Origin of the sequence: Haloarcula sp. K1 (assembly GCF_001647155.1) — an archaeon.
Taxonomy (GTDB): Archaea; Halobacteriota; Halobacteria; order Halobacteriales; family Haloarculaceae; genus Haloarcula; species Haloarcula hispanica.
The window spans coordinates 45,296-60,665 of sequence record NZ_LRHL01000023.1; the positions used below are offsets into that span (position 1 = coordinate 45,296).

General features: G+C 62.9%; 14 protein-coding genes. 6 read left to right on the forward strand and 8 right to left on the reverse strand.

What is annotated here, in order from left to right; genetic code table 11:
* The first annotated feature begins 242 nt into the window (after positions 1-242).
* Positions 243-641: a YlbF family regulator gene (locus AV929_RS07765; protein ID WP_008309674.1), complete on the forward strand. Its 399-nt coding sequence runs from the start codon at positions 243-245 to the stop codon at positions 639-641.
* A gap of 153 nt (positions 642-794) precedes the next feature.
* On the opposite strand, the gene AV929_RS07770 is transcribed toward AV929_RS07765, so the two are convergent.
* A complete protein-coding gene (locus AV929_RS07770; protein WP_050037864.1) occupies positions 795-1,244 on the reverse strand; it encodes a universal stress protein in 450 nt (149 codons plus the stop codon).
* Between the two features lie 112 nt (positions 1,245-1,356).
* On the opposite strand from AV929_RS07770, the gene AV929_RS07775 reads away from it, so the two are divergent.
* The 3 genes from AV929_RS07775 (at position 1,357) to AV929_RS07785 (ending at position 4,395) form a co-directional block, all read left to right on the forward strand.
* Positions 1,357-2,190, forward strand: a complete 834-nt coding sequence (locus AV929_RS07775; RefSeq protein WP_050037865.1) for an MBL fold metallo-hydrolase — start codon at positions 1,357-1,359, stop codon at positions 2,188-2,190.
* 171 nt (positions 2,191-2,361) lie between these two features.
* Positions 2,362-3,459 (forward strand): hypothetical protein, encoded by a 1,098-nt coding sequence (locus AV929_RS07780; protein ID WP_050037866.1) that lies wholly within the window; start codon positions 2,362-2,364, stop codon positions 3,457-3,459.
* A gap of 39 nt (positions 3,460-3,498) precedes the next feature.
* Positions 3,499-4,395 (forward strand): hypothetical protein, encoded by an 897-nt coding sequence (locus AV929_RS07785; protein ID WP_064287921.1) that lies wholly within the window; start codon positions 3,499-3,501, stop codon positions 4,393-4,395.
* Between the two features lie 8 nt (positions 4,396-4,403).
* Here AV929_RS07785 and AV929_RS07790 read toward each other — a convergent pair whose 3' ends face one another.
* The 7 genes from AV929_RS07790 to AV929_RS07820 form a co-directional block, all read right to left on the reverse strand.
* The gene (locus tag AV929_RS07790; protein WP_064287922.1) at positions 4,404-5,348 is read right to left on the reverse strand and encodes an ABC transporter permease; all 945 of its coding nucleotides are present in this window, start codon (positions 5,346-5,348) and stop codon (positions 4,404-4,406) included.
* A complete protein-coding gene (locus AV929_RS07795) occupies positions 5,345-6,346 on the reverse strand; it encodes an ABC transporter ATP-binding protein (RefSeq protein ID WP_023843219.1) in 1,002 nt (333 codons plus the stop codon). Before AV929_RS07795 ends, AV929_RS07790 begins: the two co-directional genes overlap by 4 nt.
* The gene (locus tag AV929_RS07800) at positions 6,333-7,718 is read right to left on the reverse strand and encodes a nitrous oxide reductase family maturation protein NosD (RefSeq protein WP_064287923.1); all 1,386 of its coding nucleotides are present in this window, start codon (positions 7,716-7,718) and stop codon (positions 6,333-6,335) included. The genes AV929_RS07795 and AV929_RS07800 overlap by 14 nt, the downstream gene beginning before the upstream one ends.
* A complete protein-coding gene (locus tag AV929_RS07805) occupies positions 7,715-8,515 on the reverse strand; it encodes a hypothetical protein (RefSeq protein ID WP_014040109.1) in 801 nt (266 codons plus the stop codon). The genes AV929_RS07800 and AV929_RS07805 overlap by 4 nt, the downstream gene beginning before the upstream one ends.
* A 30-nt stretch (positions 8,516-8,545) precedes the next feature.
* Positions 8,546-10,528, reverse strand: coding sequence for a TAT-dependent nitrous-oxide reductase (gene nosZ / locus AV929_RS07810; RefSeq protein ID WP_064287924.1), 1,983 nt, complete (start codon positions 10,526-10,528; stop codon positions 8,546-8,548).
* 1 nt (position 10,529) lies between these two features.
* Complete coding sequence (locus tag AV929_RS07815) at positions 10,530-11,042, reverse strand: plastocyanin/azurin family copper-binding protein (RefSeq protein ID WP_064287925.1); 513 nt, start codon at positions 11,040-11,042, stop codon at positions 10,530-10,532.
* A 242-nt stretch (positions 11,043-11,284) separates the two neighbouring features.
* Positions 11,285-12,010 carry a hypothetical protein gene (locus AV929_RS07820; protein WP_050037872.1) on the reverse strand — a complete coding sequence of 242 codons (726 nt, stop codon included), beginning with the start codon at positions 12,008-12,010 and terminating at the stop codon, positions 11,285-11,287.
* Between the two features lie 534 nt (positions 12,011-12,544).
* On the opposite strand from AV929_RS07820, the gene AV929_RS07825 reads away from it, so the two are divergent.
* Together AV929_RS07825 and gdhB are read left to right on the forward strand one after the other, a co-directional pair.
* A complete protein-coding gene (locus tag AV929_RS07825) occupies positions 12,545-13,351 on the forward strand; it encodes an IclR family transcriptional regulator (protein WP_014040113.1) in 807 nt (268 codons plus the stop codon).
* A gap of 732 nt (positions 13,352-14,083) precedes the next feature.
* Positions 14,084-15,367, forward strand: a complete 1,284-nt coding sequence (gene gdhB / locus AV929_RS07830; RefSeq protein WP_008309650.1) for a glutamate dehydrogenase GdhB — start codon at positions 14,084-14,086, stop codon at positions 15,365-15,367.
* Positions 15,368-15,370 lie beyond the last annotated feature (3 nt).

Sequence of the window (15,370 nt, forward strand, 5' to 3'; positions counted from 1 at the left end):
CTGTAGCTTGTTTAGCCATTATTGTAAACAGCAATGAACCGGGTAAATGATTTCTGGCCGATTACAACTGCTGATAACTGAGTGGCGTCATATTGACACCGAGGAGAGGCGGGAATTCACGACTGGAACAGAGTCCCACGGGGTAACAGACGCAGCCTGTCGTACCAGCACTGGGCAGCTATCCCGCCTGAAACAACCCGATTTCGGCAGGCCTATACCGCCCGAGTCCATACCAATCGGTGATGAGCATCGAGACCGATACCGCCGCTGATATCGACGGTGACCACGTCGAGGCGCTCGCTACAGAGTTCGGCGAGGCAATCGCCGAGCTACCGGTGTACCAGCGATTCAAGGAGACGAAAGACGCCGTCGAGAACCACGACGAGGCGCAGGCGGCCATCAAGGAGTTCGAGCAGATCCGCGAGGAGTTCATGCTCGCCCGCCAGACCGGCAACGCCTCTCAGGAGGACCTCCGGAAGGTCCAGCAGAAGCAGGAGGAACTCCACGACATCCCGGTGATGAGCGACTATCTGGAGGCCCAGAACGAACTCGAACTGCGCCTGCAGGAACTCAACGAGATCGTCTCCGAGGAACTGGCCGTCGACTTCGGCCAGAAAGCCGGCGGTTGCTGCGAAGACTGAACAGCGGTACTTCTCGCGGTCGCGTTTTTCGAAGACTCCGCAGCTACCGGTCAGGAACGCAGATGACGCCGACAGCTACCATCCGTCAGCCGCACTGTTCCACCGACAGTTATGGCCAGTCAGTGACACGGCCCCGCTGGCCGGGCTGTGCTGTCACTCCTCGACTTCGGTTTTCACCACGACCGCCGGTCGCTCGGTCAGCCGAAGCACCTTGTCGGTGATGCTGCCGAGGAGACTCCGGTACTCCGCCGGCCGCCGCTTCGTCCCGAGGACGAGCAGGTCGACGTCCGCCTCGTCGGCGGTTGCGATGATGGATTCGGCAGGCCGTCCGTGTTTCAGGGTTGTTGTTACGTCGACGCCGGACGCCTCCGCGTCATCCTGTATCCGGGCCAGCGTCTCCTGGCCCGTCTCTTCGAGGCCGTGTTCCGGCCCCTCCGATTCGTCGACGTACTCGTCGCCGCTGTAGGCAGTGTACACGTCTTCGTCGACGACATACAGCGCGTGGAGGGCCGCGCCGTGTTCCGCTGCGAGGGCAATCGCGTGGGACTCGGCGTTGGTCGAGGCTTCTGTCCCATCCGAGGCGAGGAGGATGTGATCGTACATACAGGTCGTATTTCTCCCAACTGGGAAATAAACCGAGGGTTCCGTTCTCAGACAGCGGGAGACACCCGGCGTCTTCGAAACATCTTAGCGACCGGGCGTGGCATCTCTGCACATGACAGTCGAATCTGATTGGGACGACTGGCTCCCGCGTGCGGTGGAGTCGGCGACGCCTGACGGGCTGGCGATCTGGTATCTGGGCTGTAACGGCTTCATCGTGAAATCGAGCGGCGGAACGACCGTCTTCATCGACCCGTATCTCGGCACGGGCGACCCCCCGCGGACCGTGCGGATGGTCCCGGTGCCGTTCAACCCCGAGGACATCACCGAGTGCGACGCGGTTCTGGGCACCCACGAGCATACCGACCACGTTCACGGGCCGTCACAAGCGCCGATTCTCGCCGGGACGGGCGCGGACTATTACACGACCGACAGCGGTCACGATGTCATCCGGGAGGAAGCGTGGCTGGAGAACTACAGCGTCACCGACGATCAACTGCACGAAGTCACGGAGGGTGACACGCTCGAAATCGGCGATTTGACCGTCCACGTCGAACCGGCCAACGATCCCGACGCCGAGCATCCGGTGTCGTACGTGTTCGAACACGAATCCGGCACGTTCTTCCACGGCGGCGACGCCCGCCCCGGCGAGTTCGAAACTGTCGGCGAGCGCTACGACATCGACGTCGGCGTCCTCGCGTTCGGGACCGTCGGGATGATCGACGACAAGGAGACCGGCGAACCCACACGAACGCAGTGGTACAACGACGAGAACATGATTATCGAAGCCGCGAACGAACTCCAACTGGACACCCTCGTCCCAACCCACTGGGACATGTGGAAGGGGATGACGACGGAGCCGACCGTCCTGCACAACCACGCCAACAGCTTCGCGCATCCCTCGACGCTTTCAATCGTTGAAATCGGCGACCGGTACGATCTCGACTGACAACGGTCTGCCAGTGTCGCACGGACGGTCTGTCCGTCTTTGCTGGCTCACGTCCTGTTCGTGTTACTGAGGTTACGTCTCTATATTATATTAATCAGTATCGTATAGAAAAAAGGTGTAAATGTTGGTCAGGTACGTACCTTTAATACTATTGCTGAGACCATACAGACCATGAGCAATTCGCAAGCCTACGACGAAGTTACTGTCACCGCAGATGGCGTGACAGTGACCAAGCGGTTCGAGGCGGACGAGTTCCCCGTACCCGCGATAGCGTTCAATCTCACTTCACGGCGGTCTGTTCCGGTGACGGTCAGGCTAGTCGACACCGTTCCAGAAGACGTAGCAGTCGAGGATCTGGGCTTTCACCCCGAGTACGGCAGCGAGTACTGGGACATCAACGAAAACCGGATCGCCTTCGAGAAGGAACTCGAACCCGAAGCTGACTACACGACCGTCTACGGTATCCGTGCGACGGGCACCGACGACGTCGAGAAGTTCCTGACGGAACCCGAAATCGAGAGTGTGAACCCGCCTCTGGACGAGGACGAGGAAGACCTCGTCGGTGGGGGCGACGAGGCTGTTCGGGACGTCATCGCCGGTGACGCCGACAGCGTTCCCGGTCTGGAAGACGATGACGACGAGGACATCGAGACGCTGGACCTCTCGGACCCGAACAACCCGGACTCAAGCGTCGAAGCCCCGGAAGAGAGCAACGCCGCACCGGCAGATTCCGAGGTCCAATCCGGCGCTGTCGTCGCGACGATGGCACAGGAAATCCGCGATCAGAACGTCTCCCCCGAAGACGTGAAGCTCCTCAAGCGTGCGCTCGACGCCGTCTCCGAGGACGACAGCGACGCCGGCGGCGTCAACGACGCCCGGATCCAGCGCATCCAGAGCGATGTCGCGGACCTCCGTGCGTACACCGACGCTCTCGAGGAGTTCCTCGAAGAGAACGGTACCGGCGAGGACATGATTCAGGAGTTCGGCGAGCGCCTCGATTCCTTCGAAGCGACTCTAGAGGATTTCGAGGACGAGGTCCAGTCGGCGACGGATGCAGCCACGTCCGCCTCCGATCAGGTCGACGACCTCTCCGGGGATGTCGAGAGCGTCGAAGGGCAGCTTGACGCCCTCGAAGACGATATCGAAGCTGTCCGCGAGGAGATCGACGACGGCGAACTCGCCGACCGGATCAACGAAACCGAATCGGAGATCGAAGAGCTCAAACAGTGGCGCGAACAGCTGTCGTCGGTTATCGGCGGCGGCGAATAACCGAACTCGTTTTACCGGTCCCCCGTCTGTGCCTGCATAATGACGACGACGAGAGTGGCCGTGCCGCGCAAGGGCCGGCCCCTCGAAGCAGTGCTGGAGCGACTCGCCGGGCGCACGGGGACCGCCGACCTGGCCGACGATATCATCTCGACGCTTCGCTACGAGAAAGCCGTCACCAAGGGTAACCAGGACGCGGTCGCCGACGTGTACCATCGCATCAGCGACTACTCCTCGCTCGATGAGCCATACGAGCCAGAATACACGCTGCTCCGCGACGACCGCGACGGGATGCCACGGCGGATCGTCTTCGACAGCGTCACTGTCCCGACCGAACACGGTGACGTCCAGCTGGTCGGTCGCGAGGAGCCGTTCCGGGCGCTCCGGACCCACGAGTTCGCGCTCGGGTTCGACAGTGCCGACCTCGTTCTCGAAGAGGTCGTCCAGCTTCGGGACGAACCGCTGACCGCCATCGACGAAATCAACGACCGCATCGACCCGCTGGATACGGACGTACGGGTCGTGACCGGGCTGGGCGATACGGTGTACCACACCCTGCTGGCGACGCCGGATGTCATAGACACACAGGACGGCCCCCTCGACCGGGCCTTCGTCACCAACTACGAGGGCGAACTCTGCATCTCACCGCGCTACGAGCGGCTCGTCGAAGCCGTTCTCGGAACCAGCGCGCTCGATGGCATTTCCTTTACCTATCCGACGGAGGGCGGCGAAGAAGAGGAAGACATCGCGGCGACCGGCCTCGGCGTCTACCTCACCGTCACGGGGTCGACCGCGCGCGACCACGGCCTCGAACTCGGCGAGCAGTTGTTCCCCAGCGAGACCGTGCTTCTGGAAAACGCCCACGAGCGCACCGAGACGACGAAACAGGTCGCCAGTCTGTTCGAGGAACCGGAAGAAACAGCGCTGCAGTCGGTCTAAAACCGTTTTCAGAGACGGCGTCGCTGGATGAGTTTCGCAGCGACACCGACGGGCACGACGACCCACGCCGCAAGCGCCGCGGTGACCATCGGCGTGGTCAGCCTAGCTTGGGCCAGCACACTGCCGAAGCCGCCGGCGACCACGTCCACCTGTGAGAGCGCGAGCACGCGGAAGCAGTCCACGGGGTTGAGCAGTATCGTCGCGGCGATAGCGCCGGACCCGAGGTCGAACCCCGCGACGGCCCCCAGTGCGACCAGGTCGTGCAACAGCGCGACCCACAGCCAGATGGCGAGTGCGGCCCCGAGCGCGTGGGTTTTCGTCCGCGCGACCGTTGAGATGAGTACCGCCACGCCGAGCATCGCACAGGCGGTCAGCACCGCTGCGAGTGCGACGGCCGCGTACTGGCCGACGCTGGCGAGACCGATGTAGCGGACGGTCAGCAGCGCGCCGGGGACGAAGCCCAGCAACATCGCGCCGGACAGCACCGCCGCCCGGCCGATGGCAGTCCCGACGACGACACGGCCTTTCGTCACCGGGAGCGCGAGCATGAGTTCGAGCGACCCGCGCTCGTCCGCCCCGACGATGGCGTCGTAGCCGACCGCCAGCGCGGTCAGCGGAACGAGGTAGACGCCGAGTTCGGCGATAGTCGCGATCACCGCGTCGAAGCGACCCGGGCCGACCGAACTCGCGCCGAACTGGACAACCGCGGTGGTGAAGAGACCGAACAGCAGCGCCACGCCGAGCGCCCACCGGCTCCGCACGGCCAGCCGGTACTCCCGGCGAGCGATGGTGAGCAGGCTGCTGTCGGCAAACCGAGCAAGCGCCGATTCGTCGGCAGCGTCCGTGGCCGTACTTCCCTCGGTTCCGCCGTCGTGTAACCGGGTAGCCGGAGCGTCGACCGAAACGACGCCGCCGTCCGGGGTCGGATCTGTCGAGGAGTCGCCCTCGCTCATGCCGGCTCACCTCCGGAGTCCTCGGTCGCCGCCTCCGCAGCCGCCGCCGTGCTGTCGGAGCCGGTGTCATCGCTGTCGTCCGCCCCGACGGCCTCGTGGAACGCGGCCTCAAGGCCGGGTTCGCGGACCTCGAAGCGGTCGATGTCGTACCCCTCACCGACGGCGGTCAGCAGGTCGTAGGCGTCGGTCGGCGTAGTCCGTGCCGTCACCGCCGCGCCGGAGCGGCTGACGCTGGACACTGCCTCGTGGTCCCCGAGGTCGGTCGCCGCGTCGCTCGCAGCCGCCTCGGACGCGAGCGACAGCGACACCGTCACCTCGTCGGCGGCGGCGCGGCGAAGCTCCTCGACCGGTCCCGCCGTCGCCACCTGTCCGTCGGCGATGATGACCGCCTCCGAGCAGAGCCGCTGAATCTCCCCGAGCGCGTGCGAGGAGAAGACGATAGTCACGTCCGTCTCGGCCGCCAGGGATTCCACGACCTCGTGGAACGCCCGGATGCCGTCGGGGTCGAGCCCCGCGGTCGGTTCGTCGAGTATCAGCACGGCCGGCTCGCCGACGAGTGCCGTGCCGAGGCCGAGCCGACGGTTCATCCCGTTGGAGTAGCCGCCGACGCGGCGGTCCGCGGCGTCCGCGAGTCCGACGGTGTGCAGGATGCGCTCGACGTGGTGTGCCCGGTCTTCCCGGGGCACCGAGCGCATCCGGGCGTGGAAGCTGAGTATCTCGCGGCCGGTCAGGCTCGGCGGGAAACCGGCGTGCTCCGGCAGGTAGCGCACTCGCTCGCGGACGGTGGTCCCGTCGGTCGGGTCCGCGCCGGCGACGGAGACGCTGCCAGCGTCCGGTCGGTTCAGCCCGACGAGCAGTTTGAACAGCGTCGTCTTGCCGGCCCCGTTCGTGCCGAACACGCCGAGGGTGGCCCCCTGTTCGACAGACAGACTCAGTCCGTCGAGCGCCTGCACGTCGCCGTACGCTTTCGATACGTCGTCGACATCAATCACATTCATAGTAGCTCCTCCAGTTCTCGTGGGGTGGTTCGGTGAGCGGGCGGGCGTCGACGACACCGGGCGACTGGACGACGGGCACGGACGACTCGGCCAGCCGAACGGCGTCGAAGGCCGGGCTACTGGCGAACACCCGCGCGGCGGGCTTTTCGGCAGTCACTTGCTGGACGGTCCCGGCCGGCTGGTAGCGGGTGTCGCCGACGCCGTCGTCGTCAACATCGGTCGGGTTCGCCCGGGACCAGTAGTTCCCGACGCTCTCGTTCCAGTGGACCTGGTCGCTCATCACCGCGAGCACCGGCCGGTTGTTGCGGATGAAACTGTTCTCGGTCACGGTTCCGTCGGTGCTCCCCGCGGCGATGTGGACACCGATATCGTTGCCGACGACGAGGTTGCCGACGATGCGATTGCTGACGGAGTTGTAGACGAACAGCCCGTTCTCGTTGTCGACGAGGTGGTTGCCGCGGATGTCCGTGTCGTCGATGCTCTTGACGAGGATGCCGTGGCCGGACTGCCCGCTGTTGTTGACCGCGACGTTGTCCTCGATGACGAGGTGTTTCGACACCATCAGCGCGTACCCGACGTCGTTGTTGAAGGCGGTGTTGTCCCGCAGGTGCGAGTCGTCCGAGTACATGTAGTGGACTCCATAGCGGAGGTCCCACATCGTGTTCTCGCTGGCGTTGACGTCTTTGGCCCAGTTGAAGTACAGTCCGTCCCGGACGGTGGTGATGTCGTTGTTCCGGATGACGCTGTCCTCGGTCTTCCAGATCTGGACGCCGTTGCCGCGTTTGGTCAACTGCGTTATCTCCTCGCGGCCGACGATGGTGTTGTTGCGGATCTCGGCGTCGTCGACGCCGTCGAGCCAGATGCCGAAGGTCATGTCGGTCACGCGGCTGTCGCGGACGGTGACGTCGCTTCCGTTGACGAATATCGCGGCGTCGTTCGTCGCGGCGCTGTAGCCGCTGTTGCGGACCCAGAGGTCCGCCACGGTGACGCCCTGCGCTTCGACGGCGAGCACGTCGCCCTTGCCGTCGCCGTGCAGCAGCGCTGACCCGGGACCGTTCCCGGACAGCGTGACGTTCCGCGTCGTTACGACGAGAGTCTCGTCGAAGCGACCGGCAAGCGTGACGGTGTCGCCGGGGTCCGCCGCATCGACTGCCGCCTGTGCGCTATCGTAGGTCTCGCCGTCGACCGTTGCGGTGCCGTCGGCCGACGGGGCGGTGAACGAGTCGGTCTCGGGCACGTCGGGGTTGAAGGCGAGGTCGTCGCTGCCGGTCGGGCCGGCGCTGGCCATCCCGACAGCCACGACCGACAGCACGAGCAGGGCCGCGGTAGCGACGGCGAACACGCGCTCGAAATCGTGGGACAGTGGGCTCATGAGTGGGTTTCTGGTTGGTCAGATTTGACCGCGGTGGTCGTGGGGCGGTGCGGGGCGTCATCCTCGTCGTCGGTGTCGCCGTCACGGCCGAGGCGGTCCCGAACGGCGTCGGGAAGCCCGGTGAGCCCGCTACGGAATCGGGCCGGGAGTTCGCTGAACGTCGCCGCCTGGTCGCGGTAGTAGTACGAAACCGCGAGCAGTCCAACGGCAGCTGCGGCCATGTACGCGCCGAGGCCGAACCGGGAGACGCTCGTGATGTTGGCGACCTGATACTGGCCCCACAGCGGCGGCGTGAAGCCGTCGACGCCCATCACCGGCGCGCCCGGGTCGAGCGTGTGGCCGGCCTGCCAGAGCCGGTACTGGATATCGGCCAGCATCACGGTGAACACCAGCACGGTGCCGCCGAACTGGTATTTCAGGCCGCGCTTGAGCTTCTCGGTAGTCGGTGCGACGGCGACGAACACCGACAGCAGTGACACGCCGATGAACGCAACGGGCCCGAGCGCCCACTCGGGCACGTCGATGGCGTTCTCCTCAACGGGGAAGTTGGGCTCGACTAACACCGGGTCGGGGAAGTAGAACCCGACGTAGTGGTTCAGCCGCGCCATCTCGATGAAATCCCCAGTCAGGTGGGGGTAGGCGTACAGGGAGACGTGCAGCGTCGTGCTCGGATACTGGACCGCGTCGACGCTGATGTGCCACATCGGGAACGCGAGCGCCGCGACGAACAGCAGCGCCGCTCCCACGGGGAGGCCCCGTCGAATCTCGCGGAAGTCGTCGATGGTGGGTCGTTGCATGGCTGAACACCTCCGAAATGGGTTGTGTCGCTACCCCTCCGCCGGTTCGACGATCATCCGGCTGCGCATCTCAAGGTGCAGGGCGCTACAGAAGTACGTGCAGTAGATCCAGTACACCCCGGGGTCGTCAGCCGTGAACGTGACTTCGCGGGTGTCCTGTGGGGCCACGGCGTAGTTGATGTCGTGCTCGGGGATGGCAACGCCGTGGATGATGTCCTGTACGCCCTCGATGTTGGTCGTGGAGAGTTTCACCTCGTCGCCCTCCTGAACCGTGAAGTCCGGCAGGCCGAACTCCGAGCGCTTGGTCGTCATTTTGACGTGGACGCTGTTCTCGCCCGTGCGCTCGACGCCGGAGTCCTCCTCGGTGATGTAGGTCTCCTCGTAGTCGTCCTTGTCGTAGACCTTCTTGGCGTCTATCTTGTCCTTGTGGGCGAACACGCAGTCGTGTGGCTCGGGGTAGGCCGGGTGGTCCGCGACCAGTTCCATCTCCTCCTCGCCCTGGCCGATGTGGATGAGCTGGTCGTTGTCGGGCATAATCGGGCCGACCGGGAGGAACCGGTCCTTGGAGAGCTTGTTGAGGCTGACGAGCCACTCCCCGTCGGGGTCGGTCGTCATCGCCTCAAGGGCCTGAATGTGCCCGGGGTTGTAGTGGACGTCCTGCTTCTCGATGATGGGGTCCTCGGACCCTTCTTCGGCCTCGACGGCCGCCTCGATGTCCCACTTGACGGCCTGTGAGTCGATGAACAGCGACGTGTAGGCGTGTCCGTTGCCGTCGAAGGTAGTGTGCAGCGGGCCGAGCCCGACGCGCGGTCGCCCGGCGACGACATCCTCCGGGTCGGAAGAATCGGCCAGCGCGTTCAGGTCGATCATCGTCACCGTCGGCGAGAGCTTCCCCGCGACGAAGGCGTAGTCGCCGTTCGGCCCGACCTCGACACAGTGGGGGCTTTTCGGCGTCGGGATGTACTTCACGATCGGACGGTCGCCCTGGTTGAGCGAACTCCCCTGCGTGCCGTCGACGACGGGGATGCCGTTGACCTCCTCGTAGTTCCCGTTCTCGACGGCCTGCTCGATGGCCGGGATGTCGAAGGCCTTGACGTTGTCCCGGTCGTCCTTCGTCATGCCCTGAATGTCGGTGGCCTCCTCGCTGTTGTACGCCGAGGAGATGGCCCACCGACCCTCTTTGCCGGTGTCGACGATGTCGAGATTACCGTCGACCTTGACCTGCCACTGAGTCTCCATCGACTCGGGGTCGACGGCGACGAACAGCGACGTGTAGTTGTCCGGGTTCTTCACGTCGGTCCCGTCGTTCGGGAGCGGCGCGCGGAACTCGCCGTTGCCAAGCACGTACTTCGTGTCCGGCGAGAGGACACAACAGCCGTGGATGGCCTGCATGTTCGGGACGTCCGTGATGGCGTCCGTTTCGAAGTACGTGAGATTCACGCGGGCGATGCGGCCGTTGGCCTTGTCGTTGACGTACAGGTATTCGCCGTCGTAGTCACCGTCCGTCTCCGAGAGGTTCGGGTGGTGATTGTCACCCCAGCTATACCCGCCGCCCTCTTCCAGCATTTCCTGAGTCCCGTCAGTGAACCCATAGCCCGACGCACAGTCGGTGTTGAACACCGGAATACGGGTGAGTTCCCGCATCGACGGGATGCCGATGACCCGCAGTTCGCCGGAGTGGCCGCCGGACCAGAAGCCGTAGTATTCGTCGTGTTCGCCCGGTTCGACCGTGTGGCTCGCGCCGCTGCCCGAGGGTGTCGACTGGCTGCCGGCACTGCCATCGCCACTGCCGGTCAGCGCTGAACAGCCAGCGACGGACCCCATCGCACCGGCGGCGACGCCGGCCTTCATGAAGTCTCGGCGACCGAGCGAGAGGCCGGGCAGCCCCAGCGAGAGGTCGTTGTCCTCAGTCGTTTCGTCCGGTGACTCGACCTCCGCCAGTACCGAGTCGAGGGTTTCTTCGTACTCTTCGAGGACTTCGTTCGGATCGCGTGGGGTTTCGTTCTTGCTCATATCAGACCACCTTGATTGTGCCGACCATCCCGTTCATCTCGTGGGGGATGCAGTAGTACTCGTAGGTCCCCGTCGTCTCCAGGGTGACCTCGTAGCTCTCGCCTTTCGGGATGTTGCCCTTCTGTCCGTTGCTATAGCCGTCTTTCGCGGCCTGCAGGGAGTCGAACCCGCCGGACGCGAAGTAGTCCGCTCCGTCGGGGATCTCCTCCTCGTAGGCCGTCACCGTGTGGCCGATGCTGCCGACGTTCTCGAACGTGACCGTCGTGCCTGCCTCGACCTGGATTTTCTTCGGCTCGTATGCCAGTTCGTCCGTCATTTCGACGGTGCTCGTCTCGGTCCATTCGGACCCGCTCCCGCCGTCACTGGACTCGGTCTCGCCGCCGTCTGATCCGTCACCGCCGCTACCTGAGTCGCCGTCACCGCTACTGTCGGAGCCGCCGCCCGATGAACAGCCAGCTAGCGCGACTCCAGCCGCGAGACCCAGACCGCGAACGAATGTTCTACGCGTTTCCATGGTAGCTCACGGCTGCAACTCGAAGACCAACCTGTATATATAGGGAACCGCACTCTCATCTCGCAGGAAGCGGGGCGAATATGTTCGCCCGGAGATAGTGAATGGTGTCCTCTCGTGACGGTTGCCGCGGAATACAACGACTGTGTACTCGTCTCAGTACTCCTCAAGTTGGGAGGGTGTGCCGGCGTCCAGTTCACCGCGCTTCAGTGACGCCTACACCTGTCTGCCAGAGAGCCGCCCGTTCAGCTGTCCACAGATTCCTGTAACCGCGCGAGACTGGTCAACACCGGATACGTCCAGAGTTGCTCTTCGTACATGTACGTACAGAACTCGTGTGTCTCGAATCGGTAGACGCTTGAGTGGAGCTGGTCCTGGCGCTCCTGTAGAAGCGCAGTAACGTCACTCTGGAATGTCTCGCGATACCACTCGGGCACGACTGTGCTGTCGAGCGTCTCGATGATCTCCTGCAGACTGCTGCGGTACTCCAGCATCGACTCCTGTTCGATTTTGACAGCGCGGTCCAGCGAGGTCCGTTCGTCGATTGCTTGCTCGGTCGCTGCCACCAGCGAGCGTTTGAGCGGCGGCGAGAACCCGACGTTCGTCTCGGGGTGAAACAGCGCTGCGTAGTCCGGCCCAAACTCGATAGCGACGTTCTCGACCAGCGATTCGTCGTACACTGACTCGTAGTGGTCGACAGCCAGCACCGTGTCGGCGTAGGCGTCCCGTAGCGCTTCGACGGGGTCTGATGCGGACTGTCGACCTCGCGCACCGACGGGGGAGGAGGGCTGGTCGGCGGGGTCGACGGCACGCAGGCGCTGGAGGAAGTCTTCGAGACCACCTTGCTCGGCCGCGAGCTCCGTTTCCTCCACGTCAAGCACGGAGAGAGCCGTCTCGATCGGCTCGAGAATGTGGTCTCGCCATGTATGCAGGAACCACTGCGTGCCGTCCTGCGCAGGCGTCGTTGACATACTAGTGTCTCGTTCAGTAACAACAATAAGTGTTTTAGTTACCGGACAACACCCCCGTGTTCTGGACAACTATTTATATATCCTTGTCGGCTAGCACCACCGTCTCCGGGACCCATCGTGCGGTTTCGATCTAGCAGCGATTACGGTACTGTAGAACAGCAGCAGATTCCATCAGAGGTAATTATATCTGTATTCATCGTTTCTGGATAGAAAACAGACTATATTAGAGACGATTCCGAACTTTCAATCTAGAAGTGCGATATACGATATTGAAATTGATAGCTTAAAGATAAATAACTCAATAGTAGGTGCAAATTGAGCGTTAATCTGAACACCTCGATAAGACAGCGCCCTACGGCTCACAGCACAGACACACTCACAGCTCGGCTGTTACCGATTCTGTCCGCAATGAGTCGGACGGTCATACTGTGCGTGGCATTACTCCCTGTCGGTCGGTAGCGTCCAAACGGGTGTTCCGGTCGCTCATCGCTCACATCCGGGTTTTTAAATAATGACGGCAACTCTACTGGGGTAATGACCGACGACGCCGACACACAAAACACGGGCCGGCGGATACAGTCCGTGGAGAACGCCTGCGAGATCATCGAAGCCGTTCAGGAGTCAAACAGCGCGACGTTGCAGGAACTGAACGAGCGAATCGAGCTCTCCCAGGGAACGCTTCACACGTATCTTGCGACGCTGACCGACTGTGGCTTTCTCACGAAGGACGACGACACGTACCAGCTCGGTTTTCGGTTCGTCACGATGGGCGAACACGTCCGCAACGAGACGGAACTCTACACCGCTGGACAGGAGGAAGTGGACAAACTAGCGGACAGGTCCGGCGAGTACGTCCATCTGGTCGTCGAAAACGACGGGCGCGAAGTCGCCATCTACGAGCGGCGAGGGGAACACGCCGTCGGGATGGACTACCACCTCCAGTTGCGGGAGGCCCCACAGCACCTCCACGACAGTGCTTCGGGGAAGGCGATCCTCTCGTGTCTCCCGTCCGAACGCGTCGAGGAAATAATCGACCGTGAAGGGCTCTCGCGACAGACACAGCACACGATTACGGACCGAGAGACGCTCTGCGACGAGCTAGAGACCATCCGGGAGCGAGGGTACGCGACGAACGACGAGGAAGAGATTCGCGGCCTTCGGGCGGTCGGTGCGCCGATTCTGGACAACGACGGGACCGTCGTCGGCGCGGTCAGTGTGACTGCACCGACCAGCCGTCTGAAAGGGACCCGTTTCGACACCGAAATCCCAGAGATGGTGATGGAGGCCGCGAACCTCATCGAAGTCAATCTCGAAATGACCTCGTTTGACCGGGGCACGTAACGACGGCGTCGTACACTCGTCTCCATGTGTCGGCGACGACCACGAAACGACGACGGCGTCCGGACTTCGACATTTGGATAGCTCAAATCTTGGCTGTGCTACTGTGACCGTCGAACGGAGCGATTCACCCAGCAAATGAGCCACAATAACAGTCGTACCATCGTTAGTAAGAGGTCGAGGTAGCGTATCAGGCCCGATAGCCAAGCCTGCAGGCTGTTTCCGGCGGGTCGCCGCGGGAGTTATACCTGTCGTGGGTGGTCTCTCTCAGTACAGTGCTCCGACACTGCTGTGCCAAGTCTATTTTTGAGATAGTCAAAGCACGGGGAAATTCTCTGTTCAGTACTAGGCCATGGTATAGCACGTCTGCGTCGATATTCTGCTATCCGGCGTGGCTTCATCTGACCAGTGTGGCCTCGCCTATGTTGAGCATATCAAAGATTATTTATCGGATATTCCGCAAATACGCCACTAATCTGGCCCATAATACTCTATAAGCGACGAATGAAGATGTCTGCTTGGTTTTGCTATGTTCAAACTATTTGTCCCGCAGACAGTCCCAAATATTTATTAACAATACCGGTATTGGTGCCGATACACTGTCTCACTCCAGCCGTCGGATGTTGACAGTCAGGACGGAAGCAGCGTGCTGAACGACGCAGCGTACTCGCCCCATTGGTCCCGAAGCGAACGGGCGTACGCACCGGAACCAAGAGCCGAATCCACCAACCAATCATGAGCACACAGAAGGAGCCATCAGAACAAGCACCAGACGACGATGAATCGCCAATCGCGACAGCCCGCCGCCAACTGGAGCGGGCGGCCGAACACCTCGATCTCTCCGAGGGGCTGCTTGAGCAGCTCCGTCACCCATCGAAAACCGTCGAGGTGTCTGTCCCGATCCGCCGAACCGACGGGAGCGTCGAGGTGTTCAACGGCTATCGCGTCCAGCACTTCGAGGTCAGAGGGCCGTACAAAGGCGGCATGCGATACCATCCGAGCGTCTCCGCCGAGGAGTGTACGGCGCTGGCGATGTTGATGACGTGGAAGTGTGCGGTGATGGACCTCCCCTTCGGCGGCGCGAAAGGCGGCATCGTCGTCGATCCGTCGACGCTCGACGCACAGGAGACCGAACAACTGACCCGTCGGTTCGCCGAGGAGCTCCGCGAAGTCGTCGGGCCGACGAAAGACATCCCAGCACCCGATATGGGGACCGACGAACAGACCGTCGCCTGGTTCATGGACGCGTATTCGATGCAGGAAGGCGAGACGGTCCCCGGCATCGTGACCGGCAAACCGACAGCGGTCGGCGGGACACACGGCCGCGAGGAAGCACCCGGCCGGAGCGTCGCCATCGTCGCCCGCGAAGCGCTCGACTACTACGACGGAACCGTCGAGGGTGCCACTGTCGCCGTACAGGGCTTCGGTGCTGTCGGCGCGAACGCCGCACGCCTCCTCGACTCCTGGGGCGCATCCGTCGTCGCTGTCAGCGACGTCGACGGCGGCATCTACGACGAATCCGGCCTCGATATCGAATCGATTTCGGCTGACGGCGACGAACACGGCCAGCTAGGAGACGTCGACGCACCACGGCAGATATCTAACGCCGAGCTGCTGGAACTCGATGTTGACGTCCTCATTCCCGCGGCAGTCGGGAACGTCCTGACCAAGGAAAACGCTGCAGACGTGCAGGCGAGCATCGTCGTCGAAGGGGCGAACGGCCCGACAACGACAGCAGCCGACGCTGTGTTCAAAGAGCGCGACATCCCAGTCATCCCGGACATCCTCGCCAACGCCGGTGGCGTCACTGTGAGCTATTTCGAATGGCTCCAGCACATCAATCGCCGGAGCTGGTCCCGCGAGGAGGTCAACGAAGAACTCGAAGCCGAGATGCTCGATGCCTGGGAGGCTCTCCGGACCGAAGTCGAGGACCGTGACGTCACATGGCGAACGGCTGCCTACATCGTCGCGCTCTCACGAATCGGTGAGGCTATGAACGCCCGCGGGCTATGGCCGTAGCAA